Raw genomic sequence first — 26,130 nt, 5'->3', positions numbered from 1 at the left:
GCTTATATCCAGTAGAGTTATTGTTGAATACTATTCTTGTCAATAAATTGTGAACACGAACAGCACGTAGAAACCAGAATGTATATGAGATACATGAGAATGCCCATTTCGCTCACTCTACGTACTTGTTCAGAATGACAAACAAAATAGCCTAGTGATATAGGCTCTTATATTATTCTTTCTGGTCTTAATGACTAAGGAGATGTATGGATCAAACCAGCATCATTCGTGATTTATTACGTTGGCTAGATAATCACTTAGATCAATCGTTATCACTCGACAATGTTGCAGCCAAAGCAGGCTATTCTAAATGGCACCTGCAACGTATGTTTAAAGACGTTACCGGCCAAGCTATTGGCTCTTATATCCGCGCCAGAAGGTTATCACGGGCCGCTGTTGCTTTACGTTTAACCAGCCGCCCTATTCTGGATATTGCTTTGCAATACCGGTTTGACTCCCAACAAACTTTTACCCGTGCATTTAAAAAGCAATTCAACAAAACACCAGCACTTTATCGACTCAGTGAAGAATGGTGTGCTACAGGTATCTGCCCGCCGATATTACTGGATAAAAGGCATATTCCAGAAGCAACATACATCACGCTGGAAGAACAGCAGCTGGTTGGTATAGAGCAATCTTGTTCCTATACGCTGGAACAATGGTCAAGTTTTTGTACTGAAATGCGCCATAATTTCTGGACATACTATCTGCAAAATGCAGAAGTGTTACCGCCAGTGCTTTATGGTCTTCACCATGCGATTCTCAATCCAGAAAAGGAAGATGAGCAAACGGTGTTCTACACCACAGCAGTAGAACCAAAATATGCACAGTTTGATGTAGCAGGCAGCCAACCCGTTACATTACCGGCGGGAGAGTATGTCTCATTCAGTTACTATGGCACCAAAGAAGGCTTACAGGATTTCCTGTTCACCGTCTATGGTATTTGCCTGCCAATACTGAATCTAACCCGCAGAAAAGGATACGATATCGAGCGTTATTATCTCACGAATACAAATGACAGAGACAAGGAAGCGGAGAATCATATCGTCGAATTTCAATATCTCATCCCTATCCTACGTTAACGCTGTAATTCATCCAGTGCAGGCGAATCCAGATGTGTGATATCGCCTGCCGTTTCTACAATCCAACCAGATGCCAGCCACGGGCTGCTTTGGTAATCCACTCTGGACAAAGAACAATTACGCAAACGAAGACGACGTTCAGCATGTGCGGGTAATCCTAATATTGTGCCAACCAAACATCCCAGAGCGATTCCATGGCTGACTAATAATGGTCGACTACCATTAGGCAGATTACGGCAGTTTTCCAGAGCAGCTCGCATGCGCACAGCCAACTCATCCATAGACTCACCTTCCGGGATGCGCCCACCTGGTGTACCATCGAGCACTTTCTTACGCCAGTTTTCCTCTTCAGAAGTCAGTGAATCAATATTTCTGCGCTCAAGCACTCCCATGTTCAATTCACGTAAACGTGGCTCCAGAATAACTTCACAACCACAAACCTCCGCAATGATTTCCGCTGTGCGTCGTGTACGTCCGAGATCACTAGTAATAATATGAGTAATACTTTCAGATTTTACTCTTTGTGCCACTAATCTGGCCTGATATTCGCCTGTTTCAGTTAAAGGGCTGTCAGATTGTCCCTGAATACGACGCTCCGCATTCCATTCGGATTCCCCATGGCGAACAAGATATACCTGTAACATTTTCGTTTTCCGTTATACTGCGTAAATATTAGTTCAAAGGATAACTTATTTATTATGTATCACGTTATTGCTGCAACCACCAACCCCGCCAAAATTAAGGCTATTAGTCTCGCATTTGACGATGTTTTTGGGCCAGGTGCATACCGGATTGAAGATATCAACGTAGACAGTAGCGTCCCACAGCAACCGATCGGTAATGCAGAAACTCGCACCGGCGCTCGTCAGCGTGTGATGGCCGCCAGACAAGTTCGCCCTGAAGCAGACTTTTGGGTTGGTGTGGAAGCAGGTATTGAAGATGATATGACGTTTGCCTGGATGGTCGTAGAATATCAGCAAATTCGTGGAGAATCTCGCTCAGCCAGTCTGATGCTACCAGAAAAAGTTCTTAATGGTATCCGTGAAGGCAGGGAATTAGGCCATGAAATGACTCATCTTACAGGTATTGATAACATCAAATGGAAAGGTGGTGCCATTGGCTTTTTCACCAATGGTATCCTGACTCGTACCAGTGTATACCACCAAGCCCTTATCCTCGCTTTAGTACCTGTACACCATGAAATTTATAAAGAGCTGGATGCCCGTTAAACAAGCATTCATCATGGGCCGCAACCTGCGGCCTATCATCTCAATAATTGTTCTTCTAACCAAGCTTTCACATCGTTCGGCGCGGATTTTAGACTATTAGAACCGCGTGTGATAGTCGCAATTCCAACCCCAAGCTCATTTTTCAGCTCACGTTGGCTCATTTGCCCACTCATTAATTCCTGGATAATGCGGACCCTTGTGGCCAGCGCTGCCCGTTCATCCGGTGTCAATAATAACTGCAAAACCGGATGCTGTAGATTTTGTGTAAAAGCTTGTTGGAGTAAAGTGACAAAACGTTGCCAATCTTCATTATTTTGTGGCGAAAGTGCCGGATCTGTCAGGTGATTTTGAGCCATAATCAATTCATACTATTTAACTAGTACAGAAGCATAACATAATTTGTCATAAATCAGTAACACCTTTGCCATTCTGCACTAGTCAACACATTTGATAACTTACCCATGAAATTACTGTAGAAAACATCATAAGCCAAAACATTTTTGACATAATTGCGGGTCTCAGAAAACGGAATACTTTCAATAAAAGCTATCGCATCTAACCGCCCACCACTGTTAGATAACCAGCGATCTACACGAGTTGGGCCTGCGTTATAAGCGGCACTGGCAAGTATCCGATTATTTCCAAAACGTTGATAAACAGACTCAAGATAAGCAGTACCAATTTCGATATTAGTCAATGGGTTTATAAGCTGGCTACTGTTTATATATCCCTGAATACCATTTTGTTTAACAGTATATTCCGCAGTGTCCGGCATCACCTGCATCAAACCAACTGCACCGACAGGAGAACTCACTTGCGGGTTCCAGGCACTTTCCTGACGCGCTATCGCCATTGCATAACTCTGAGAAATCCCTTTATCTGAAGTAAAGTGGTTGAACTCCTGCCGCCATGCTAATGGAAAACGTTCTTCGAGATGATCCCACATTTTTCCGGTTATTGTCGCCTGCACACTAAGGGCAGCCCATTTCTGATCAAATGCATAACGTGCCAGTTGTTCTTGTTTCAATTTATTCTGGCTAGCGACCAGATTACTCCACTCTATGCGGGCAAGATTATCCATTTGCCAATACATCAGTTCCCTTACCCTTCTCACTTCGGGTATTGAAGCAATAGTCGCATCTGGTTTCTTTGCTGTATTAATGATTAATGGGTAACTGATATTCAGTTTTTGCGCAGCAACCATTGGATAAAAACCACGACCGTCTGTCAGCTTACGCAATATTGCCTCACCTGCACCTTTTTTACCCTGTGCCAATAAAATACTGGCTCGCCAATAACGCCACGGATCTTTATTCTGGACCTCTAACGGTAATAATGTGATCCACTGTTCCAGACCACGCTCATCTGCGTTACCCAATGCCAAACGAACACGCCGTTCAAGTAGTGAAACAGATTGAGTATCACGGATCACATCATCACGCCATTTTTCCTGCTCATAGGTCACACTCCCCATCAACTGCCATGCAACAATCTCTTTTAACCGCTGGTGTTCACTTACATTCATCTTTTGTACTTTGACAATTGATGGAATGATCGCTCTTGCCTGATCCGGCTCTTGACGAGCAAGGCGAGAAAAAGCGGCTATGGTGGCCGCGCGCGTAAAATCAGTCGGCCCAGTATTACTGGCAAAATCTAATACGGTCACTGGCTCAGCTTGCAATTTAATCAGACCATCACTGATACGTTTGTATCCTGGTGGTAATTGCTTAGCGAGGTAACTGACTAGAGAAGTATTCCCCGCTTTCAATGAGAGATTTATACGTTGTAATATCAGCTCCGCTGATAAATAACCAGCCTGCTGCCAGACATCCAATAATTTATTGCAACTGGCTGGTAAAGAGTGCCCATTTAACCAAACCTCTTTCGTTCCCTGCCAGGCAACCGACTTCTCACCTGTGGCCCATTTAGCAAAATAATAATTACAACGGGCTGTAATAGATTTTGGCACCGTAGAGCTAAACGCTAGCACACCCCTCCAATCCTCACGGCGCGCAAGTTCATTGATAAAACGGGATGATAGGGAACGTGCAGGCGGCAAATTAGGATAACTATCAATAAAATCACGGATCTGTTTTGATGTCACAAGAGCGAGATCATGAGTCAATTCTCGATATTCCAGGTAAGGATAAAGCGGATAGTCTCTCAACGTCGGCATCAATCTCGCCACTTTAGTCATATCGCTGGCATCCCAGGCTTGCTTAATCTGCTGATATCTTTGCCGCTGGTCATTGAGAGAATCAGCGTTTGCTGTTACAGATACAACAACCAATCCTACAGCCATCGCAAGGTGTTGCCATTTAGCCATTACCACACACTTCTCCCGGAGATAAAATTGAACAGATTTGCGCACATATATATATCCTATGGATTTCAAGATGCATCGCGACGGCAAGGAAGCGAATCCCCGGGAGCATAGATAACTAGGTGACCGGGGTGAGTGAGTGCAGCCAACAAAGAGACAACTTGAAAGATAACGGGTATAAACATCATAATAATATGATTAACACTAATTACCACATTAATTTATCACATTATAAAATATTTAACCAAATATCCCATAAAGGTAAGTTTTTTATCTAAGTAAATTAATCACGCTTAATAAACTTAACCCTGAATCATTTTATTCCAGCAATCGGGTTATAGAGTTTATTAACTTAAATCGGGTAAACTACAGCAAATCGTGTTCAGATGAACATAAATAACCTAACTTGATATAATCAAATACCAATACGTCCTGTCCATGCGACTTGCTTCGCAAAGCAGGCATTATAACAATCAGAGATAGCGAGGCTTATAGCAACGTGGCTCAATATGTTTACTCCATGCATCGGGTCGGTAAAATTGTTCCCCCGAAACGTCATATTCTGAAAAATATCTCCCTGAGTTTCTTCCCGGGAGCAAAAATTGGTGTCCTTGGTCTTAACGGCGCGGGTAAATCCACCTTATTACGTATTATGGCCGGTATTGACAAAGACATCGAAGGTGAAGCCCGTCCACAGCCAGGGATTAAAATTGGCTATCTACCTCAGGAGCCAAAATTAAATCTTGAGCACACGGTGCGCGAAGCCGTAGAAGAGGCGGTTAGTGAGGTGAAACACGCACTAACGCGTTTGGATGAAGTCTACGCAGCCTATGCTGATCCTGATGCTGATTTTGACAAACTGGCTAAAGAACAAGGTGAACTGGAAGCGATTATTCAGTCACATGATGGTCATAACCTTGATAATCAGCTTGAACGTGCAGCTGACGCACTACGTCTGCCACCATGGGATGCAAAAATTGAGCATCTATCCGGGGGTGAACGCCGCCGCGTAGCAATCTGTCGTTTACTGCTAGAAAAACCAGATATGCTGCTGCTGGATGAACCGACTAACCACCTCGATGCCGAATCTGTCGCTTGGTTGGAACGTTTCCTGCATGATTATGAAGGTACTGTTGTTGCCATTACCCACGACCGTTACTTCCTTGATAACGTTGCTGGCTGGATTCTGGAACTTGACCGTGGTGAAGGTATCCCATGGGAAGGTAACTACTCTTCATGGCTGGAGCAAAAAGATGCTCGCCTGGCTCAGGAAGCCTCGACAGAAGCCGCCCGCCGTAAATCTATCGAAAAAGAATTGGAATGGGTCCGCCAAAATCCAAAAGGTCGTCAAGCGAAGGGTAAAGCACGCTTAGCCCGTTTTGAAGAATTAAACAGCGTTGAATATCAAAAACGTAACGAAACCAGTGAACTGTTTATCCCGCCAGGATCACGCTTGGGTGACAAAGTTCTGGAAGTAGAAAATTTGACTAAATCCTATGGCGACCGAGTTCTCATCGATAATCTGAGCTTTTCCCTCCCCAAAGGAGCCATTGTCGGGATTATTGGGCCTAACGGTGCTGGTAAATCCACCCTATTCCGTATGCTTTCCAACCAAGAACAACCTGATTCCGGCACGATCACGTTAGGAGAAACTGTCAAACTGGCTTCTGTCGATCAGTTCCGTGACAATATGGATGATAAAAAAACCGTCTGGGAAGAGATTTCTGGCGGTCAAGACATCATGCGTATCGGTAACTTTGAACTCCCAAGCCGCGCATATGTTGGCCGTTTCAATTTCAAAGGCGTTGATCAAGGTAAACGTGTCGGTGAACTGTCTGGCGGTGAAAGAGGCCGACTTCATTTGGCTAAACTACTGCAAGTTGGCGGTAACATGCTGCTGCTCGACGAACCAACCAATGATCTAGATATTGAAACTTTGCGCGCACTAGAAAATGCCCTGCTAGAATTCCCTGGCTGTGCAATGGTTATTTCCCATGATCGCTGGTTCCTTGACCGTATCGCAACCCACATCATTGATTATCAGGATGAAGGTAAAGTGACTTTCTTTGAAGGTAACTTCAGTGAATACGAAGATTATAAGAAGCGGACTCTGGGAGCTGAAGCACTAGAACCGCATCGCATTAAATACAAGAGAATGAGTAAATAATCATATTAAAAACGGCCTGATAACAGGCCGTTTTCCTTTAATTATCCTCATACAAGCTCATAGTTTTATTCATGATGCTATATGTAAGATGCGTATCATGAATAATTTTCCCTTCTTTCAAAGTAATAATACGATCTGCATGTTTAATAAGCCTATTATCCTGTGAAGCGACAACAACCGTTCCCCTTTGATAACGGGCAATAAAACTTAAGATATCAATGGCTGTTTGGCAGTCATATTTATCAAGATAACAAGTTGGCTCGTCAGCAAACAAATACCGGGGACTATTCACAATTGCTCTGGCTATTGCTACCCGTTGTTTTTCACTATCACCCAATTCCTTGGGATATACATCTTTCTTATGTTTCAGACCAACAATATTGAGTGCCTTAGTTGCTTTAGCTATCGATCCCTGACAAGAAGTCATGATTCCACAGGATAGGGATAATAGCAAATTATCCAAGACCGTGAGTTCATTAGATAAATTAATTCTTTGAAAAATAAAACCACAATTTATCGAATGAAATCTATCTAATTCACAGTTATTCAGTTTACCCAACTCGTGATCAGCAATTAATATTTTTCCTCTGTCGAGATGCAACAGCCCAGAAATCATTGCCAGCAAAGTACTTTTTCCTGAACCGAGATCCCCAGTAATCAAAGTAAATTCACCTGGAAAAATAGAAAGAGTGATGCCTGAAATCATTTTCTGGTTAGTTTTACTGTTAGAAAAACCATATGAAATATCAATGGCTTCAATCGTAGCGATTTGATTCAAATTCATTATCTCAGCATATATAGTGTAAGAAATCTGGCATTATCAGTACCACTTACAGCCAGAACAATCCGTAAAAATACAGATATTCATCATTATAAGATTACACAAACGAGGGAAAATCATATAAGAAATATCTTAATTAAAAGTATATCAATATTTCTACCAGTGACTATTTCAAATGGCTATCTGTATGCTAAAATCAAAAATTTACTAAACAAGATCAACCCGTTCCTATCGACCACTCATTAACGGAAGACCATTATTTGGTTAGTTCAAATACAAAAATAACATCAGATAAATAATTTTTTATAGATAAAAACACCTTAATATCATAACAACAAGTTAAGGTTAATATTTAATTTTCACAATAAAACCGAGCATAAAACATTAAAATATTTAATACAAAAATCAACCTATCTTATTTCCTAATAAATCACAAAGATAAAAATTTTTTATTTATAAATCAACAGGGAAGTATTTAATTATTAATTTTGTTTTTATTCAAGGAATAAATAATCAATAGAAGTATCAAAAATATTAATGGTCATTATATATTTTATTACTTATAAGAAGTAAAAATATCCAACCACAACTCACATCGTAGTTAGATATATATCGAATATATTTATTAATTTATCATATAAAATATTATATATGAATATAATTATAAACGATTCAACTGATATTACGTTTAGGGTTAGCCGCTAAAAGTTGCTGAACCAGTTCAATACAACGCAAAAAACGCTGCTCATAGTCCGGTGAATCCACATTAACATACTTAATATTATTATTTTTTAGCATACACTCCAGCAATTGCTGGAACTCTTTACGATCCTGATCGCTACCAAGACTACGCAAACCATCAGCGATCCAAGGTGTATTATTTTCTAGTAGAATGACCAAATCAAATCGGTATTCATCAATCAATGCCTGAACGAATGGATGTTCACGCCCTTCATATCGCTTACAGAATGCCTGTGTAGTCACAAAATCAGTATCTACAAATGTAACCTTATTCGCATATTTCACTGCAAAATCAATATATTGGGCTTGCCCCAATGCGATCTTGTCATAGTCTGAATACTGTAACGCCATCTCATCGCCTCCCAGATGGGAGAAAACATAATCGCGACCATATTCCCAGGCACTGGTCGTATTAAAAATATTTGCCAATTTGTTAACCAGCGTGGATTTACCACTGGATTCTCCACCAAGAATAGCAACCGTGCGAACAAAGAAAGGTTTTACTTCGGTAGGAATATATTCCCAATGAAGGAATGGATCCTGACGAATCTGTCGACCACTGATCTTCATAAATGATCTCTGTGGATCGATAAGGATAGTCTCAATTCCCAATTGCTCTTTATAACGTGGAGCATCCTGAGTTTCACTGGAATAAATGTAACTTGGATTAATCCCCTTATATGACATAAAGGTTTTCATGCCCTTACTCCACACATCCCAACCATGCGGATATGGTTCAATTCCCTGTTCATTAAAAGAATGAATATGAATATTTTTCTGATATTTAAATGTCTGAAGTAACCAGCGCAGACGATCACTGACTGTCGGTTGCTGAGACATGGAACTGTTCATAAACAGCTCTTTATCTCTTGGTTCATCATGGCAAAGGATGACATGTAGCTCATCGACTTGACTACAAGCCCGTTGAATCAGATAAATATGTCCAGTATGCAATGGATAAAACTTACCAAATATTACTCCGACTATTTTATTTTGCACAGGATATTGCAATCCAAGATAGTTATGGAGAGAAGACAATTTTTGAGCACTGGGACTTTTAATCTTATCATTAATTAACTGGCTGAGATAACCTTTGGTCATACCACTTGCATCAGCAACTTGCTGCAACGTACAACCCGTTTGTTTAATCGCTTGTTTAAGGTAGTCAAATTGCCCCATATCTCCCCCTGTTTAATCAAGATCGTCCATAACAGATAAAGCATCTACCAGCTTTTTCACACCGAAAACTTTCATCCCCGGCAACTCTTTTTTCGGCATATTGGCATAAGGGACTATCGCCCGTTTAAAACCATGTTTGGCCGCTTCAGATATTCGTTCCTGACCACTCGGTACAGGACGGATTTCACCAGCCAATCCCACCTCACCAAATACAACCAAATCGCGGGGCAAAGGCCGATCCCGAAAACTGGAAACTAAAGAGAGAAGTAAAGCCAGATCTGCACTGGTTTCCGCTACCTTAACCCCACCAACCACATTGACAAACACATCCTGATCAGACATTTGCAAACCACCATGACGATGAAGAACTGCCAACAAGATAGCCAATCGGTTTTGTTCCAAGCCAACAGCTACCCGCCGCGGATTCGTCATCATCGAATGATCCACCAGCGCCTGAATTTCCACCAACAAAGGACGGGTACCTTCCCATACCACCATGACAGAACTGCCAGCTGTCACTTCATCACCACGACTCAGGAAAATCGCTGACGGATTACTCACTTCACGCAACCCTTGCTCTGTCATGGCAAACACACCAAGTTCATTGACAGCACCAAACCGGTTTTTATGGCTGCGTAGAGTGCGGAAACGGGAATCAGCTTCACCATCAAGCATCACCGAACAATCAATACAATGCTCCAACACTTTTGGTCCGGCCAATGAACCATCTTTGGTTACATGCCCCACCATAATGATGGCAATACCGCGGGTTTTAGCAAACCGAGTAAGATAAGCTGCGGTTTCCCTGACCTGAGCGACACTTCCAGGAGAAGATTGAATATCCGCCATATGCATCACTTGAATGGAGTCAATTACCATCAGTTTTGGCTGTTCCTGCTCTGCAATCAGGCAAATCTGCTCAATGCTCGTTTCTGACAGCATATTCAGATTATCAACCGGCAATCCTAACCGGTAAGCACGCATCGCAACCTGTTGTAACGACTCCTCTCCCGTGACATATAACGTTTTCATCTGAACGGACAGCTGACACATTGTCTGCAACAGTAAGGTACTTTTTCCAGCCCCCGGGTTACCACCAATCAGAATGGCACTACCGGGCACAACACCACCGCCCAGGACCCGATCAAATTCTTTGAATCCAGTGGAAAAACGGGGAAGTTCTTCCAGACTAATCTCTGATAATTTCTGAACCCTGCTGACACCCACATCTCCCGCATAACCACTGAATCTGTCACTACGAGAGGAAGGTGTGGCGGCTAAACGCACCTCAGTAATAGTATTCCAGGCATGACATGCGCTACATTGTCCCTGCCAACGCGGATAATCCGCCCCACACTCATTACAGACAAACGCTCGTTTTGCTGCTTTTGCCACTCTGCACTCCCTAAAACAACTTCATTAACGTTCTTCGTGTTTAAGACCACCACTTAACACACACAATACCCCCATCAGATCAGCATGGCGAATTGTCACCTTCGACTGAGCATAAACCTTCGGTTTAGCATGATAAGCAATGCCCAGCCCTGCTTTACGGATCATTTTCAAATCATTAGCACCATCGCCAATAGCTACGGTTTGCTCTAACGGGATATCCAATTTTTTCGCCAATCTCACCAGTGTGGCAGCCTTATATTTGGCATCAACAATTGGTCCTTTAACCTTACCTGTCAACTTGCCATTTTTTACTTCTAACTGATTTGCTACCGCCGCAACCAAACGTAAATTCTGGCGCAGATGATCCGCAAAATAGGTGAATCCCCCCGACGCGATTGCCACATGCCAATAAAATGACTGCAACTTACGCACCAGACTGGTCAACCCTGGCATAAGTGGTAAATCTTCTACAACCTGTCGCAGGATATCGGCATCAGCTCCTGCAAGCTGAGAAACCCGCTCTCGCAAACTCTCAGAAAAATCCAACTCCCCTTGCATTGCCCGCTCAGTAATTTCGGCTACCTTGTCACCTACACCTGCCAAACGGGCAATTTCATCAATACACTCAATTTGAATTGCCGTTGAATCCATATCCATTACCAGCAAACCTGGTGAGCGCAACCGAGGGATCTGCCCCAAAGGCACAACATCCAGCCGACACTCATCAGCAAGTCTTTTAATACGCGGCGTCAGACTGCCAGCAATACGCACTACCTGATAATCATCAATACGCCATGAAGAAACGATAACAATTGCTGCTCCAAGCCGATGCTGAAAGTTACTGATACGCTGTTTATCCAAACCACGGCCATATATCAACCAACCACTGTCACCAGCCCGGTAATCCAATGGCATGACTTCTTCACCACTTAATGAAAGTGGTAATCCCGGCCACTTATGGACCTCTTCCGGCAAATAACGATAAGCCAGGTTATTAGACATAAATCCCTACTCCTGTAATCCCATATGACTCTGGCAGCAAAAAGTCGCATTTCAAACTATCCTCTCTGTATGGCATCTGGCAACATTGAGATAACCAAAGCCTGGAAGGGATAACTATGACCAAAGCTAAATTAAAATTTCGACTGCATAAAACCGCTATTATATTGATTTGTATTGCTTTATTAGTAATTCTCATGCAGGGTGTTTCTTATTTTAGCCGTTCTCACCAACAAGCCCAGATAGATCAGTTTGAGGAATTAGCAAAAACCCTGGCAAAACAAGTCGCATTCAGCTTATCCGATTATATGGAGAGTGGCAGCAAAGATCTTAATAATGAGCAGATACTCGCTAATTTGAATTACCTAACCAAAAACAGCCGCATACTCGATGCGAGTGTTTACCTTCAAAATGGGACACAAGTTGCCCATAGTGGAGAGAATGTATCAGTACGAGATCGTTTATCGTTAGATGGCAAAAAAGCAGGCAGCTATTTTAATCACCAAATCGTCGTTCCCATTCCAGGAAAAGATGAGCCAAAAGGTTTTTTGCGTCTGACATTGGATACACATAAACTCGCAACAGAGTCCAAACAGGTAGACAACACAACTAACCTGCTCAGGATCATGATCCTATTAGCTTTAGCAATTGGCTTTATTCTGGCGCATAATCTGCTGCAATTAGCACCAAGCCGTTGGCAGCAATCACCCTATTTGCTAACAGCCAACAGCAAATCAAGTGAAAAAGAAGAGGAATAAGGTAAAATCGGCTCTGGAAACATATGACCAAAAAATACTACAAAATAGTTAGCGAAAACCCGCCGTAAAACCTCGCATTGGGCGGGGCGCAATCACTCAATATGCCAGACTGACTTAACTCGTTTTCTGAGGCGTCCCTTGAACGTCCTCTGACCTCTGTCGGGATCGCTTGCCAGTTTGAATTCACTTAACTATATTGAATGCATCGAATGCAAATAGAGGTAAAGAATTATGGCAATGATGACTGTCAGAAACATCCCTGATGAAGTGCACCGTGCCTTGCGGGTTCGTGCTGCCATGCACGGCCACAGCACTGAGGCCGAAGTACGCGCCATTCTGGAAAAATCCGTAAAAGCCGAAGGCCGGATCAAGTTGGGCTCAATGCTAACTGAGATTGGCCGGCAAGCCAAGTTAACCGATGAGGAGTTCACAGCCATCGAGCAAATGCGTGACAAAACGCCAGCCAAGCCGGTAAGTTTTCAATGATCATACTGGATACTAACGTGATCTCAGAACCGCTGCGTCAAGCCTCTGAATCGAATGTCATTAAGTGGCTAGACGCACAACCGATTGAAACCCTATATCTGTCGGCAATAACTGTAGCCGAACTACGCTTCGGTTTGGCCTCGCTGCCCGTGGGGAAACGACGCGACAAGTTGCAGGAAAGCCTGGAAAAGCAGATATTACCTTTATTCGTCGGACGTGTATTGTCATTCGATATGTCAGCATCACAATCTTACGGTGAATTGATGGCAAAAGCACGGTTCGCCGGTTTGGCAATCGGCCTAGCTGATGGATATATCGCTGCAATCGCCGCTGCAAATGGCATGATAGTTGCCACACGAGATATTAGCCCGTTCGAGGCGGCAGGTGTGGGCGTGATTAATCCCTGGGAGGATTAACAGGCGACTATTTATAACACCGTGGTTTTAAAATATAAAACATGGCTTCGGTGTTGCTAGCAACCCTCTCGTTTTTAACGAAGGAAAGATGTGACCGGGGTGAGTGAGCGCAGCCAATAAAGAGGCAACTTAAAAGATAACAGGTATATACTCAAGACACTTCAAAGTGCATGTTTGAAAAACGATTATGTTGTTGAATTTAAATGTTTTTATATCTGACAACTCAAGCATCTTGAAGTTCATTCGGTATATCTTAATTATTATCTTCACAAAGAGATAATTATTACACCCACTATGAAAAATACAAAAAAATGAAGAAAAAGACCCTATAAAATATTATTTTAAAATCACAGTAGAGATTAAAAGAAACAAAATAAAAATATCCATCATCTCGTTCATAAAATATTTTTAAAATCCAAATCCATATTAGATTAATAAATAAATTATTGGAGTATAAATTTCTGGTAAAAATCACAGGATTTATTCTGATAAACTCCTGATAGTAAATTAAACGATTTTATTTACTCCAGAATTTAATAAATCGGAAATCTAAACATCTATACTTCTTTACATCTAAAATAAAATTAGTATATTCCATTTGGCTATATATGGTTGCGATTCATTCTTTCAAACAAATACATTTACAGAGTTATCCTCCATAACTATATGAATACAACGGATTATCTGGAGATGATATGACCACATCACGCTCTGTTCTCGATATGATTGGTAATACCCCATTGCTAGAGCTAACGCATCTTAATACCGGTCCATGTCAATTATTTATTAAACTGGAGAATCAAAATCCCGGTGGTTCTATTAAAGATCGCGTTGCACTTTCAATGATCGAGCAGGCGGAAAAACAGGGCTTACTCCAGCCTGGTGGTACGATTATCGAAGCCACTGCTGGCAATACCGGTATTGGATTAGCATTAGTCGCCGCCCTAAAAGGATATAAACTGATTCTGGTTGTTCCAGACAAAATGAGCCGAGAGAAGGTGTTCCATCTACGTGCACTGGGTACCGATGTACGTCTGACCCGTTCTGATGTCAGTAAAGGTCACCCAGAATATTATCAGGACTATGCCCTACGTCTGGCTCAAGAAATACCAGGCTCTTATTACATTGATCAGTTCAATAATCCAGCCAACTCAGCCGCTCATATTACTACCACCGGCCCGGAAATCTGGCAGCAAATGGATTACAACGTCGATGCCGTGGTAATTGGCGTCGGTTCCGGCGGAACGCTAGGCGGTCTGAGCAGTTACTTCGCTCAAGTCTCACCAGGAACCGAGTTTGTGTTAGCCGACCCAAATGGTTCTATTCTGGTAGATTACATCGAACACGGTAAATATGGTGAAGCCGGAAGTTGGCAAGTGGAAGGCATCGGTGAAGATTTTGTTCCTCCCCTTGGCGATTTTAGTCGGGTACATCACGCCTATCGTGTCAGTGATGCAGAAGCTTTCTCCAGTGCACGAGATCTGCTGTTAAAAGAAGGCATACTGGCTGGTTCTTCCAGTGGTACGTTACTGGCCGCCGCACTGCGTTACTGCCGCTCACAAACCACGCCAAAGCGTGTAGTTACGCTGGCATGTGACAGCGGGAACAAGTACCTATCAAAAATGTTTAACGACTACTGGATGTTGGAACAAGGGTTCCAGTCACGTATACCACAACACGATCTGAGCGACTATATCACCTACCGCTATCAGGATGGCGCTACGGTTTTTGTATCGCCGGAAGATACATTGAAAACCGCTCATACCCGAATGCGTCTGTATGAAATTTCCCAGTTACCTGTACTGAAAGATGAACAAATCGTTGGCATTATCGATGAATGGGATTTAATGCACACAGTGCAAGCTAATCCACGCAATTTTACTCTATCCGTTAGCCACGCCATGACCCACCAGGTTCAAACTCTGGATAAAAGCGCTTCTTTGCAACAATTGATGACAACGTTCGATGCCGGGCATGTGGCACTCATCGTCGACAATGGCTGCTTCCTTGGACTCGTAACTCGCACAGATGTGCTGAACGCATGGCGTCAGCAACTTAATTGATTTTCTCGTAGGAATAACAACACTATGACCAAGTTTGATACTAAAACTGTTCACTCTGGCTATACACCTGATCATACCGGCGCGGTAATGCCAGCAATTTATGCAACTTCGACCTACGCCCAGCCTGCCCCCGGCCAGCACACTGGTTATGAATATTCCCGCAGTGGCAATCCAACACGCGACTCACTGGAAAACGCGATAGCGGAACTGGAAAACGGTAGCCAAGGCTATGCTTTCAGTTCAGGACTGGCAGCCAGTTCCACAGTGTTAGAACTGCTGGACAAAGATAGCCATCTGGTAGCAGTAGACGATCTATACGGTGGTACTTACCGGCTACTGGAAAAAGTACGCAGCCGTACTGCTGGCTTGCGTGTCACTTACGTGAAAGCAGATGATATCACTGGCCTTAAAGCGGCAATTCGTCCCGATACAAAAATGATCTGGGTGGAAACTCCCACTAATCCGTTGCTCAAACTAGCCGATCTGGCGGCTATCGCGCAAATAGCCCAACAACACGGAATCCTCAGTGTCGCGGATAATACTTTCGCCTCTCCATATATCCAACGCCCACTTGATATGGGATTCGATATTGTTGTGCACTCCGCCACTAAATACTTGAATGGTCATTCCGATGTCATCGCAGGATTAGCTGTCGTAGGCAAAAATACGGAGCTAGCAGAAAAGCTCGGTTTTCTGCAAAACTCAGTGGGAGGCGTGCTCGACCCATTTAGTAGTTTTCTGGTTCTACGTGGAATGCGTACACTTGCTCTGCGTATGCAGCGTCACATCGCCAGTGCAGCAAAGCTTGCTCACTGGCTGGAACAACAGCCACAGATCGAAACTGTTTTTTACCCCGGTCTCCCTTCTCATCCCCAGTATGAGCTGGCAAAACGTCAAATGAGTGGCTTTGGTGGTATGATTTCTGTTCATTTAAAAGGTGATAACGATTACGCCCGTCGGTTAATTCAAGAGTTGAAATTATTCACACTGGCGGAAAGTTTGGGCGGCGTGGAGAGCTTGATAAGCCAGCCTTTCAGTATGACTCACGCTTCTATTCCGTTAGAAAAACGCCTTTCTTCCGGGATCACACCACAGTTGGTACGTATCTCAGTGGGCATAGAGGATGCAGAAGACCTCATCGCAGATTTAGCTCAGGCACTAGAAAAAGCCGCCCAATAAAAAAGAGAAAAATAAATGCCAGTCAATCGGTTAACTGACTGGCATTAGCTTAAAAGCTGTTCTTTATTTGTAACCGAAAACAAAAAGCAGGGGGGTTATTTATCACCCAACAGAACAGATTCCAGCGCGATTTCAATCATTTCATTGAAAGTTGTCTGGCGTTCTTCTGCAACAATTTGTTCACCTGTACGAATATGATCAGAAACGGTACAAATAGTCAGTGCCTTGGCACCATATTCAGCTGCAACACTGTAGATACCTGCCGCTTCCATTTCCACACCCAGAATGCCGTACTTTTCCATTACATCGTACATTTCCAGATCAGGCGTATAAAACAGCTCAATAGAGAAAATGTTGCCTACATGTGCCTTAATGTTTTTTGCTTTAGCCGCATCAACCGCATTGCGAACCAGATCGAAATCAGCAATTGCTGCAAAATCATGATCTTTAAAACGTATACGGTTAACTTTGGAATCAGTACATGCTCCCATACCAATAACGACATCACGCAATTTAATGTCGTGACGTACCGAGCCACAGGAACCTACACGAATAAGAACTTTAACACCGAAATCAGCGATCAATTCTTTCGCATAGATGGAACAAGATGGGATACCCATACCATGTCCCATCACGGAAATCGGGCGGCCTTTATAAGTACCGGTGAAACCTAACATTCCGCGAACATTATTTACCTGTCGGACATTTTCCAGAAAAGTTTCAGCAATGTATTTTGCACGTAGTGGATCACCCGGCATTAAAACAACATCTGCAAAATCGCCCATCTCAGCATTAATATGGGGAGTGGCCATAATTAAGTTCCTTGTCTCTCATTTAATGGTTATTTTAGTGAACATATGACTGCCCGAAAGCAGCCAGTAATCAGATTCAAAACATAGATTTGCCGTATTCCATTGGCGACAAACCAAAATATTTAGCAACAGTCTGTCCAATGTCAGCAAACGTTTCACGATGGCCCAGTGAGCCTGGTTTTACTTTCGGCCCATAAATCAGAACTGGAATGTGCTCACGAGTATGGTCAGTACCAGACCATGTAGGGTCACAACCGTGATCTGCGGTCAGGATCAGAATGTCATCATCTTTCACCAGTTTCAGCATTTCAGGCAAGCGTCGATCAAACAGCTCCAATGCAGCAGCGTAACCCGGGACATCCCGACGATGACCATAAGAAGAGTCGAAATCAACAAAGTTAGTGAATACAATGGTGTCATCACCCGCTTTTTCCATCTCAACCAGAGTTGCATCAAACAACGCATCAATCCCGGTCGCTTTCACTTTTTGCGTAATCCCAACGTTTGCATAGATATCTGCAATTTTACCGATAGAAACGACCGTGCCATTTTTCTCATCAACCAATTTTTTCAGCATGGTTGGTGCAGGAGGTTCTACAGCCAAATCGTGGCGATTACCAGTACGCTGGAAATTGCCAGCCTTATCACCAACAAATGGTCGGGCAATGACACGGCCAATATTATAGCCGCCGTCAGTCAGCTCTTCACGGGCGATTTCACACAGCTCGTACAGGCGATCCAAACCGAAAGTTTCTTCGTGACAAGCAATCTGGAATACTGAGTCAGCAGAGGTATAGAAAATCGGTTTACCCGTTTTCATATGCTCTTCGCCCAGTTTATCCAGAATGACAGTCCCCGAAGAGTGGCAATTACCCAGATAACCCGGTAGATTTGCGCGCTCTACCAGTTTGTCCAACAGTTCCTGCGGGAAGCTATTTTCTTCATCTTTGAAATATCCCCAGTCAAACAGAACCGGTACGCCCGCAATTTCCCAGTGACCTGATGGCGTGTCTTTTCCTGAAGAGAGTTCGCTGGCATAAGCGTAAGCGCCGATAATATCTGCGTCTTTATCCAAACCCACAGGGAAAGTACCACAGGACTCCTCCGCAGCTTTACCTAAACCTAAACAGTTCAAGTTCGGCAAGTGCAAAGGCCCTTTGCGACCGACATCGGCATCACCACGAGCGCATACTTCTGCAATGTGTCCCAAGGTGTTAGATCCTTTATCACCAAACTTTTCGGCATCTTCACTGGCTCCAATACCAAAAGAATCCAATACCATGATGAATGTACGTTTCATAATTTTCTCCTGCGTCAAGTCACGCAACAATGCGGAAATGCCACCGTAGTTTAATAATAAGTATGGTTATGATTCGCTGATTTGGCGATAAACCATCGGTGTGGCTGGTTTGGCCTCTGCGCCCAAAACGATAGCTTTACGTACTGCCTCTGCCGCTTCCTGCCATTGGCTCTCATTATTGGCATGAATTATCGCTAAAGGAGTATCCGCACTCACTTCTGAACCCAGAGCAACAATATTGCTCAGCCCCACACTGTAATCAATGAGATCCGCAGCTTTACGGCGCCCTCCACCGAGGGAAACCACAGACATACCCAGAGTACGAGTATTCATATCAGTGATAAATCCATGCTGTTCAGCCAATACCGGCTTGCTGAACGAGGCAGTTGGCAAGTAACGGTCATAACGCTCAACGAAATCAGTCGGGCCTTGCTGTGCAGCGACCATGTGACCAAAGATTTCTGCTGCTTTACCGTTATCTAATACAGACTGGAGTTTATTACGGGCATCTTCACGATCTGTCACCAGATTACCAGATACCAGCATTTCAACACAGAGTGCCATTGTAACTTCGAGTAAACGTGGATTGCGATATTCACCCGTCAGAAAGCGAACAGCTTCACGAACTTCAAGCGCATTACCCGCACTGGATGCCAGAACCTGATTCATATCCGTCAACAGTGCTGTCGCTTTACAACCTGCACCGTTAGCCACACTAACTATAGATTCTGCTAATTGCTCTGATTTTTCATAAGTCAGCATAAACGCACCTGAGCCAACTTTGACATCCATCACCAAAGCATCCAAACCTTCCGCCAGTTTTTTACCAAGGATAGATGCCGTAATCAAAGGAATAGAATCCACCGTTGCGGTAATATCACGAGTAGCATAGAAACGTTTATCTGCCGGTGCCAGCGAATGGGTCTGACCAATAATCGCAACACCAACATCCTGAATAATTCTACGAAAACGCTCGTCATCGGGGAAAATATCAAATCCAGGGATCGCTTCTAGTTTGTCCAGCGTACCACCGGTATGGCCCAGACCACGGCCTGAGATCATCGGCACATAACCACCACAGGCAGCTACCATCGGGCCAAGCATCAGGGATGTGACATCACCAACACCACCGGTCGAGTGCTTATCCACAATCGGGCCATTCAGAGGCAAATTTTTCCAATTCAAAACCGTACCAGAATCGCGCATAGCCAGTGTCAAAGCCACACGTTCTTCCATCGTCATGTCGTGGAAGTAAATAGACATCGCCAGAGCAGCAATTTGCCCTTCGGAAACAGTGTCCTCACATATGCCATGAATGAAGAAACGGATCTCTTCTTCATTCAATGCACACCCATCACGCTTTTTACGGATGATTTCCTGTGCCAGCAACAAAGCATTCTCCTAATTATTTAACATCGGAAAAGTTCAGCATGTCACACCGACTGATGAGGTGCATGATTATCAGTAATTGCTGCTTTGTTTTTGCCCCTGATGACCCAAAGTATTCAGCAAGTCCCCTAACAGGCTGGAAGCACCGAAACGGAAATGACGGGCATCAGCCCATTTATCTCCCATGATACGATCAGCCAATGCCAGATATTGTGCTGCCTCTTCAGCAGTACGCACGCCACCTGCGGGTTTAAAACCAACAGTTTCACCAACGCCCATATCATGAATAACCTGAATCATGAGTTCAGCACTTTCCAATGTGGCGTTAACTGGCACTTTACCAGTGGAGGTTTTGATAAAATCAGCACCTGCTTTAATTGAAATTTCAGATGCCTTACGGATGAGAGATGCTTCTTTCAGTTCACCCGTTTCGATAATGACTTTTAGCAACACACCCGCCTCTGCACAGGCCGCTTTACATGCTTTCACTATCTCAAAACCGATTTGTTCATTACCAGCAATCAGTGCACGATATGGGAAAACCACGTCTACCTCATCAGCACCATAAGCAATAGCCGCGCGGGTTTCAGCTAAAGCGATATCAATATCGTCATTACCATGTGGAAAATTTGTCACTGTTGCAATACGGATTTCAGGCGTGCCCTGTTCACGTAATACCTTACGTGCCAGAGGAATAAAACGTGGGTAGATACAGATAGCGGCGGTATTACCTGCCGGGCTTTTCGCCTGATGACAAAGTGCCATCACTTTATCATCTGTATCATTATCATTAAGTGTCGTTAAATCCATCAAACTCAGCGCACATTGCGCTGCTGCGGTTAAATCGGTCATAAAACTCTCCAACGTTATTATCGTAGCCGGCTTTACGCCGGAGCTACGTATTCTTTTAAGCGATTGTTTGTTGGCGAGCGGACTTGGTTCCTTAAAGATGTAGCGGTGGTATGCCCACGGCGACAGTTGAACTCCTTTTCACCGCGCTATGCTCTCTTCAGCTTATGGTCCCTAATGTGAGCCTCGCCCTTATCCATGAAATTATTAGCACATCTTTATTTGAACATTTAGACGCTCAAAAAATCGTGCCATATATCACACTAATAAAATGTAATTTGCAAAAAAGTAATTTTAAATGTGATACAAATCACATTAATGAAAATTTACCCTCTGCTTTATCTACAAATCAGGTACTGCTACCATTTTAAATAATGCACGATAAAAAATATAACTCACTGCCAAACAGAGAACTTTGGACAGGAATACCCTGTTTTCGATCTTTGAAAGTTACGGACGTTTTCAGAAAGATGCTGAGGCGAAACCGTTTGTCCAGCGCCGTCAGCAGGCAGTTCAGAACCAACGTTTGGCCGGCTATGGGCAAAGTCATTGTTTTAAATTGATGCCCGGTAAAATCTTTGACCTCAGCGAACACCCGGTTGAAGCCATAAATACCCGCTGGCAAATCGTGTCTATTCATCATCACGGTAAATGTCCGCAAGTATTATTAGCTGAAAAGCTGGATGAGCCAGAGGGACAATTAGTGGAAGGGATTATTAATTGGCTAAAAGCGCGTTTAGAAAATGGAGGTGATATTAGCAACCTGACCCGTGCAGATTATTTGCAGATGCTTGATGAACAATATTTGAATGAATAGATGATGTCATTGGTCGCTATGATAAATGGTCATAGTGATATTAAAAAAATGAAAAATTTTCTTGCTATTTGATGATAGCTTAATAACTATAATTTGAGTTCCATCATATGAACAGTATGAAGGAAATTTCAAATTCCGTTCCCTTTGTTCGAAGGGGTAATCGACAGGAATACATTTCTGTATCCCTATCGTTCAGCTCACTATTGTCACGGCTTTTTGTCTGTGGGATAGGATTTTTACTACCTTATTTCTTTGGTGATGCAATCCATCATTTTCATTTCTGGCGGGATATCTATGTTGGTTTCATCAGTGCAGAGACTTTTCTGATGATGAAAGTGATTGATAGCCAGATGGGTGAAGTCTTGTGGGACTTTCAGAATATGATGTTTGGGCTGCGCGCCTATATGTAATGTCAAAAGAAGGAAATCATATCGATGAGCAAATTAGGTCCACTCGATCATATTGACTGTAAAAACATTCTGAAACACTGGATAGAATTTCAGCTGGTGGATGAACAGGGAAAACCGCTGGTTAATATGCCTTACCGTTTGAAAGTTCGGGGGAATCCTCTGATGGGACGTAAAGGGGTTACCGATGGCAATGGATTATTAAGGGAAGAAGAGATGCCGCCCCATCCAGTCACTTTGTATATCGGTGCTCAACCATTGGCGGATGAGATGGAACAACGGCCATTGCGGGAAATACGGGGAGAAGAGGCGTCGGTGGTGAAGCCAAAAGCAGAAGCCGAAGGCCATCAATATCGCTATGTGACGATTGGGCAGATCAGTGATGGATTGCCGGTGCTTGATGATTGGAATGATCCTAAAAAAATTCCACCGCCCTATCATTTTCCTGATCCGGAACCCAAAGGCTATCAGGTTCATCCGTTAAATCAGCGATATGTATTGGAAGTGTGTCCATTTCGGGCCTGGGTTTTGCTGTTGCATCATCAGAAAGAGTATTCGATTGTGAATGCCTATAATCAGTGTTTGATGAGCGTATTGGCTTATGCGGGCGGGGATATCAACGTAGAAGGCTCAGTGCCGCACTTTTTTAACCGGCAGATGGTGGATGTCTCGAAGCTGCCTAATAAGGTAGAGACATTGTCGGCAACCCCGATTGTTTATGATGTGCCGTTTAGTGAACGTTATACCCGGGTGGAGTTTATTAATTCAAAAGCCGGAGATAATAAGCAAGGTAATACCCAGCTGTTTTATGCGGCCAGCCAGCGTGATGTAATTGTCAGTTGGCGGGGTACAACTAACATGACGGATGCTGTCACGGATGCAGCATACCAGCCTTTGGGGTTAGATTGTGATGAAAAAGCCCTGTGTAGCGGGTTTATTCACAGTGGTAAAGTGCATAAAGGGTTTTGGGAAGCATTTAGTCTGGTTGAAAAGCTAACAATCCCTAGTGATAAAATTACAATTACAACAGTATTCCGCGATATTATCAGTTTGGTTAAAAACAAACGGTTATTTGTTTGTGGTCACAGCTTGGGAGGAGCATTGGCATTGCTGCACAGTGCACAGCTGAAAGAATATAATCCCTGCCTCTACAGCTATGGGATGCCGCGAACCTTAACGCGCAGTGCAGTACAGGAACTGGCTGCTATTACCCACTATCGCCATGTCAATGAAGATGATCCGGTCCCTGCCGTACCGCCAGAAAAAAACTTAGATAACTGGCTTTATGATTGTTGGGGACCGTTAGGCTATTTGTTTAGTCCCGTTGAATTGCTGGATTTTACCGACAGCGGGGAAGTTTATCTGCATCATGGAAAAATAGTACATTTTTGTAAAATCACGCTGGTCATTGAATGGCTGGAAGAGCGCAACCCAAGCAATCATGTGCGACTCAGAACCACATTACCGACCAAAACAAAATTGTATTTAATTCCGTCACTCAACCCTGAAACAGAAAATAATCTGAAAGAGGCTGGGAATATTCAGAAAAGATTTTTTCAACAAATCAGTGAGGCAGATAAAGCTAAATGGTTTCCGCTGAATGAAAACCCGACTTTAAAAGATGCACTGGGTTTTCCTGATCACAGTTCGCTGAAATATGCCCGTTACATTGGTGCACGATTAGCAGAATTGGTTGCACCGGAGAAATATCACTTTTTCTTGGATCAAGAGCAATTATTTGAAAAAGCTCTGAATGAAAGGAGCGATATTGTAGCAGATATTCGACAACGCGATACCTTGTTTTTACAGATGGACCATCAGTTAAAGCAGGCACTGATTTGCACTCAACAGGATAAACAGGGCATGTTAGCTTTAACTCGCTATACAGATCATGCTGTCGGGATCGAGGAAAATTAACCATGATAAATACAAAAAAATACTTACCGATATTATTAGTCATATTCATATCGGGCTGTGCTGACCCGAATGAACCGCTTTCGCCCCCAAAAGATAATCAATGGATTACCGTAGAAGGGGTGGCACCGAAATACACACAGCCGCATGTATCGGCAGAGTATATTTCAAAAGATTGCCTTGAATATCAGCTGCATGCTGATATGTCGCCTTATAAGGTGCCGACTTATAATGGATTGCGTTTGAATGTGAAAGCTGATCCGCAAACCGGTTACTTTAAGACGAAATTACCTTTCAATGGTGGAGGTCGGTGCAAATGGAAAATCAATCGAGCTTTTGTATCGGTGAGTTATACCGATGTTAGCCACCTGGTGAAAGATGCGGTTCTATACGACGGAGGAGGAGGAACAGGTTTAACCGCATTTATCAACAATGCGGTCCAAACAAGCCTTAGCGAAACAGCGGCACTGAATACCATAGATTTTAGCCCGGTTATTTACCCTGTTCTGGATTTAGTTGAAGGATTGCCGAAAAGCGTATTTTTACAGGGTGAAGTAGGCATGCGTTTTTTTCGATTGAAATTAACACCGGGAGCGGAATGGAAAATTACCTTTAAACCTAAATTGGATGAAACCAAAATGCCGAAAATTACTGTGACTGATGGCAAGGGCGAGTGGGTTGAGTATCCCAATGGGCGAATTGATCTGAATCGGCAATCAATAGATTACTGGAAAATAACGGCACCAAAACCTCCAGCAAAATAAGCGGGGAAATATAACTTTGACACTCATACGGATAGCTCTGTAGATATTGAGGAAAGCCGACTATGGTAAATACAAAAAAATACTTACCGATATTATTAGCCATATTCATATCGGGCTGTGCTGATCCAAATGAACCGCTTTCTCCCCCGAAAGATAACCAGTGGATCACGGTGGAAGGGGTGGCGCCGAAATATACAAAACCCTATGTGTCCGCTGTGTATATATCGAAAGACTGTCTTGAATATCAGTTACATGCGGATATGTCGCCTTATAAGGTGCCGACTTATAATGGATTGCGTTTGAATGTGAAGGCTGATCCGCAAACGGGTTACTTTCAGACGAGGTTACCCTTTAATGGCGGGGGCAGGTGCAAATGGAAAATTGACCGAGCCTTTGTGAACGTGGGTTATACCGATGTCAGTCATCTGATGAAAGATGTGGTGATATATGAAGGAGGGGGAGGAACGGGGTTAACCGCGTTTATCAATGATGCAGTTCAAACAAATCTTAGCGAAACGGCGGCATTGAATACCATTAATTACAGCCCCACTATTTACCCTATATTGAAGATGGTTGAAAAGCTCCCGAAAAGAATATTCTTGCAGGGTGAATTAAGAGTGCACCCCTTTCGGTTAACGTTAGTTCCGGGAGCGGAATGGAAAATTACCTTTAAACCTAAACTGGATGAAACCAAAATGCCAAAAATTACCGTGACTAGAGAAAAGGAATGGGTTGAATATCCCAATGGACATATTGAAACCAAAACTCAAATGGTCGATACCCGTTATATAAAATAATGTTATTGGAGTTTGCAGCAAGATAAACAAGGCTTATTGGCTTTAACGCTCTATGTAGAAAATGTTGTCGGGATTGAGGACAATTTACCATGATAAATGTAAAAAAATACTTACCGGTATTGAAAGATGGCCGGGTGGATATTAACAGAGATTCTATTGACTATTGGAAAATAAAATAATGCTGAAAAGGTCTTATCACTGATTTGTTTAAATATAAATATCAACCTGATAAATAAGGAAATGTCATGAACGCATCCCACACTTTATTAAACGCGGAGCTGAA

The 26,130-nt window shown here is 43.2% G+C and carries 24 protein-coding genes; 13 read left to right on the top strand and 11 right to left on the bottom strand.

The features are described from left to right. The first annotated feature begins 206 nt into the window (after positions 1-206). Positions 207-1,082, top strand: a complete 876-nt coding sequence (gene robA, locus BO26_RS13800; RefSeq protein ID WP_036772289.1) for an MDR efflux pump AcrAB transcriptional activator RobA — start codon at positions 207-209, stop codon at positions 1,080-1,082. Here the strand turns inward: robA and gpmB are convergent. Beyond that, a complete protein-coding gene (gene gpmB, locus BO26_RS13795) occupies positions 1,079-1,726 on the bottom strand; it encodes a 2,3-diphosphoglycerate-dependent phosphoglycerate mutase GpmB (protein WP_036772287.1) in 648 nt (215 codons plus the stop codon). The two genes, robA and gpmB, sit on opposite strands and share 4 nt — an antisense overlap. Positions 1,727-1,780: 54 nt before the next feature. On the opposite strand from gpmB, the gene yjjX reads away from it, so the two are divergent. After that, positions 1,781-2,311: an inosine/xanthosine triphosphatase gene (gene yjjX, locus BO26_RS13790; protein WP_036772286.1), complete on the top strand. Its 531-nt coding sequence runs from the start codon at positions 1,781-1,783 to the stop codon at positions 2,309-2,311. Between the two features lie 35 nt (positions 2,312-2,346). On the opposite strand, the gene trpR is transcribed toward yjjX, so the two are convergent. Together trpR and sltY are read right to left on the bottom strand one after the other, a co-directional pair. Continuing rightward, positions 2,347-2,667 (bottom strand): trp operon repressor, encoded by a 321-nt coding sequence (trpR, locus tag BO26_RS13785; protein WP_036772285.1) that lies wholly within the window; start codon positions 2,665-2,667, stop codon positions 2,347-2,349. A gap of 53 nt (positions 2,668-2,720) precedes the next feature. Continuing rightward, positions 2,721-4,637 (bottom strand): murein transglycosylase, encoded by a 1,917-nt coding sequence (gene sltY / locus BO26_RS13780; protein ID WP_036772283.1) that lies wholly within the window; start codon positions 4,635-4,637, stop codon positions 2,721-2,723. A 496-nt stretch (positions 4,638-5,133) separates the two neighbouring features. On the opposite strand from sltY, the gene ettA reads away from it, so the two are divergent. Continuing rightward, positions 5,134-6,801, top strand: coding sequence for an energy-dependent translational throttle protein EttA (gene ettA, locus BO26_RS13775; RefSeq protein ID WP_036772282.1), 1,668 nt, complete (start codon positions 5,134-5,136; stop codon positions 6,799-6,801). Positions 6,802-6,838: 37 nt separating this feature from the next. Here ettA and BO26_RS13770 read toward each other — a convergent pair whose 3' ends face one another. The 4 genes from BO26_RS13770 to serB form a co-directional block, all read right to left on the bottom strand. Then, positions 6,839-7,585: an ABC transporter ATP-binding protein gene (locus BO26_RS13770; protein WP_036772281.1), complete on the bottom strand. Its 747-nt coding sequence runs from the start codon at positions 7,583-7,585 to the stop codon at positions 6,839-6,841. A gap of 669 nt (positions 7,586-8,254) precedes the next feature. Then, positions 8,255-9,502 (bottom strand): multifunctional transcriptional regulator/nicotinamide-nucleotide adenylyltransferase/ribosylnicotinamide kinase NadR, encoded by a 1,248-nt coding sequence (gene nadR, locus BO26_RS13765; protein ID WP_036772279.1) that lies wholly within the window; start codon positions 9,500-9,502, stop codon positions 8,255-8,257. A gap of 12 nt (positions 9,503-9,514) precedes the next feature. After that, the gene (gene radA, locus BO26_RS13760; protein WP_036772277.1) at positions 9,515-10,897 is read right to left on the bottom strand and encodes a DNA repair protein RadA; all 1,383 of its coding nucleotides are present in this window, start codon (positions 10,895-10,897) and stop codon (positions 9,515-9,517) included. 24 nt (positions 10,898-10,921) lie between these two features. Next, on the bottom strand, positions 10,922-11,899 hold the full coding sequence (gene serB / locus BO26_RS13755; RefSeq protein ID WP_036772276.1) for a phosphoserine phosphatase: 978 nt from the start codon (positions 11,897-11,899) through the stop codon (positions 10,922-10,924). A 116-nt stretch (positions 11,900-12,015) separates the two neighbouring features. On the opposite strand from serB, the gene BO26_RS13750 reads away from it, so the two are divergent. From BO26_RS13750 to BO26_RS13730, 5 genes are all read left to right on the top strand, one after another. Next, positions 12,016-12,654, top strand: coding sequence for a YtjB family periplasmic protein (locus tag BO26_RS13750; RefSeq protein WP_036772273.1), 639 nt, complete (start codon positions 12,016-12,018; stop codon positions 12,652-12,654). Positions 12,655-12,885: 231 nt separating this feature from the next. After that, entirely contained in the window at positions 12,886-13,140 is a 255-nt protein-coding gene (locus tag BO26_RS13745) for a FitA-like ribbon-helix-helix domain-containing protein (protein WP_036772272.1), read from the top strand. After that, the gene (locus tag BO26_RS13740) at positions 13,137-13,556 is read left to right on the top strand and encodes a type II toxin-antitoxin system VapC family toxin (RefSeq protein WP_036772271.1); all 420 of its coding nucleotides are present in this window, start codon (positions 13,137-13,139) and stop codon (positions 13,554-13,556) included. The genes BO26_RS13745 and BO26_RS13740 overlap by 4 nt, the downstream gene beginning before the upstream one ends. 695 nt (positions 13,557-14,251) lie before the next feature. Beyond that, positions 14,252-15,619 (top strand): pyridoxal-phosphate dependent enzyme, encoded by a 1,368-nt coding sequence (locus BO26_RS13735; RefSeq protein ID WP_036772270.1) that lies wholly within the window; start codon positions 14,252-14,254, stop codon positions 15,617-15,619. Positions 15,620-15,643: 24 nt separating this feature from the next. Beyond that, complete coding sequence (locus tag BO26_RS13730) at positions 15,644-16,798, top strand: trans-sulfuration enzyme family protein (protein ID WP_036772268.1); 1,155 nt, start codon at positions 15,644-15,646, stop codon at positions 16,796-16,798. A 95-nt stretch (positions 16,799-16,893) separates the two neighbouring features. On the opposite strand, the gene deoD is transcribed toward BO26_RS13730, so the two are convergent. The 4 genes from deoD to deoC form a co-directional block, all read right to left on the bottom strand. Next, entirely contained in the window at positions 16,894-17,610 is a 717-nt protein-coding gene (gene deoD, locus BO26_RS13725; protein WP_036772267.1) for a purine-nucleoside phosphorylase, read from the bottom strand. Between the two features lie 76 nt (positions 17,611-17,686). Continuing rightward, entirely contained in the window at positions 17,687-18,910 is a 1,224-nt protein-coding gene (gene deoB, locus BO26_RS13720; RefSeq protein WP_036772266.1) for a phosphopentomutase, read from the bottom strand. Positions 18,911-18,976: 66 nt separating this feature from the next. Continuing rightward, positions 18,977-20,302, bottom strand: coding sequence for a thymidine phosphorylase (gene deoA / locus BO26_RS13715; protein WP_036772264.1), 1,326 nt, complete (start codon positions 20,300-20,302; stop codon positions 18,977-18,979). A gap of 69 nt (positions 20,303-20,371) precedes the next feature. Continuing rightward, entirely contained in the window at positions 20,372-21,151 is a 780-nt protein-coding gene (deoC, locus tag BO26_RS13710) for a deoxyribose-phosphate aldolase (RefSeq protein ID WP_036772263.1), read from the bottom strand. Positions 21,152-21,563: 412 nt separating this feature from the next. On the opposite strand from deoC, the gene BO26_RS24135 reads away from it, so the two are divergent. The 5 genes from BO26_RS24135 (at position 21,564) to BO26_RS13685 (ending at position 25,847) form a co-directional block, all read left to right on the top strand. Continuing rightward, entirely contained in the window at positions 21,564-21,965 is a 402-nt protein-coding gene (locus BO26_RS24135; RefSeq protein WP_036772262.1) for a contractile injection system protein, VgrG/Pvc8 family, read from the top strand. Positions 21,966-22,072: 107 nt separating this feature from the next. Further along, entirely contained in the window at positions 22,073-22,375 is a 303-nt protein-coding gene (locus tag BO26_RS13700; protein WP_157835559.1) for a hypothetical protein, read from the top strand. 24 nt (positions 22,376-22,399) lie between these two features. Beyond that, complete coding sequence (locus BO26_RS13695) at positions 22,400-24,289, top strand: lipase family protein (RefSeq protein ID WP_036772258.1); 1,890 nt, start codon at positions 22,400-22,402, stop codon at positions 24,287-24,289. A 2-nt stretch (positions 24,290-24,291) separates the two neighbouring features. Next, complete coding sequence (locus BO26_RS13690; RefSeq protein WP_036772256.1) at positions 24,292-25,050, top strand: hypothetical protein; 759 nt, start codon at positions 24,292-24,294, stop codon at positions 25,048-25,050. Positions 25,051-25,112: 62 nt separating this feature from the next. Next, positions 25,113-25,847 carry a hypothetical protein gene (locus BO26_RS13685; protein ID WP_036772255.1) on the top strand — a complete coding sequence of 245 codons (735 nt, stop codon included), beginning with the start codon at positions 25,113-25,115 and terminating at the stop codon, positions 25,845-25,847. The last annotated feature ends 283 nt before the right edge of the window (positions 25,848-26,130 follow it).

Source organism: Photorhabdus australis DSM 17609 (assembly GCF_000711895.1).
GTDB lineage: Bacteria > Pseudomonadota > Gammaproteobacteria > Enterobacterales > Enterobacteriaceae > Photorhabdus > Photorhabdus australis.
The sequence above is the reverse complement of the archived record's forward strand: the minus strand, read 5'-3'. Positions and strand labels throughout refer to the sequence as shown.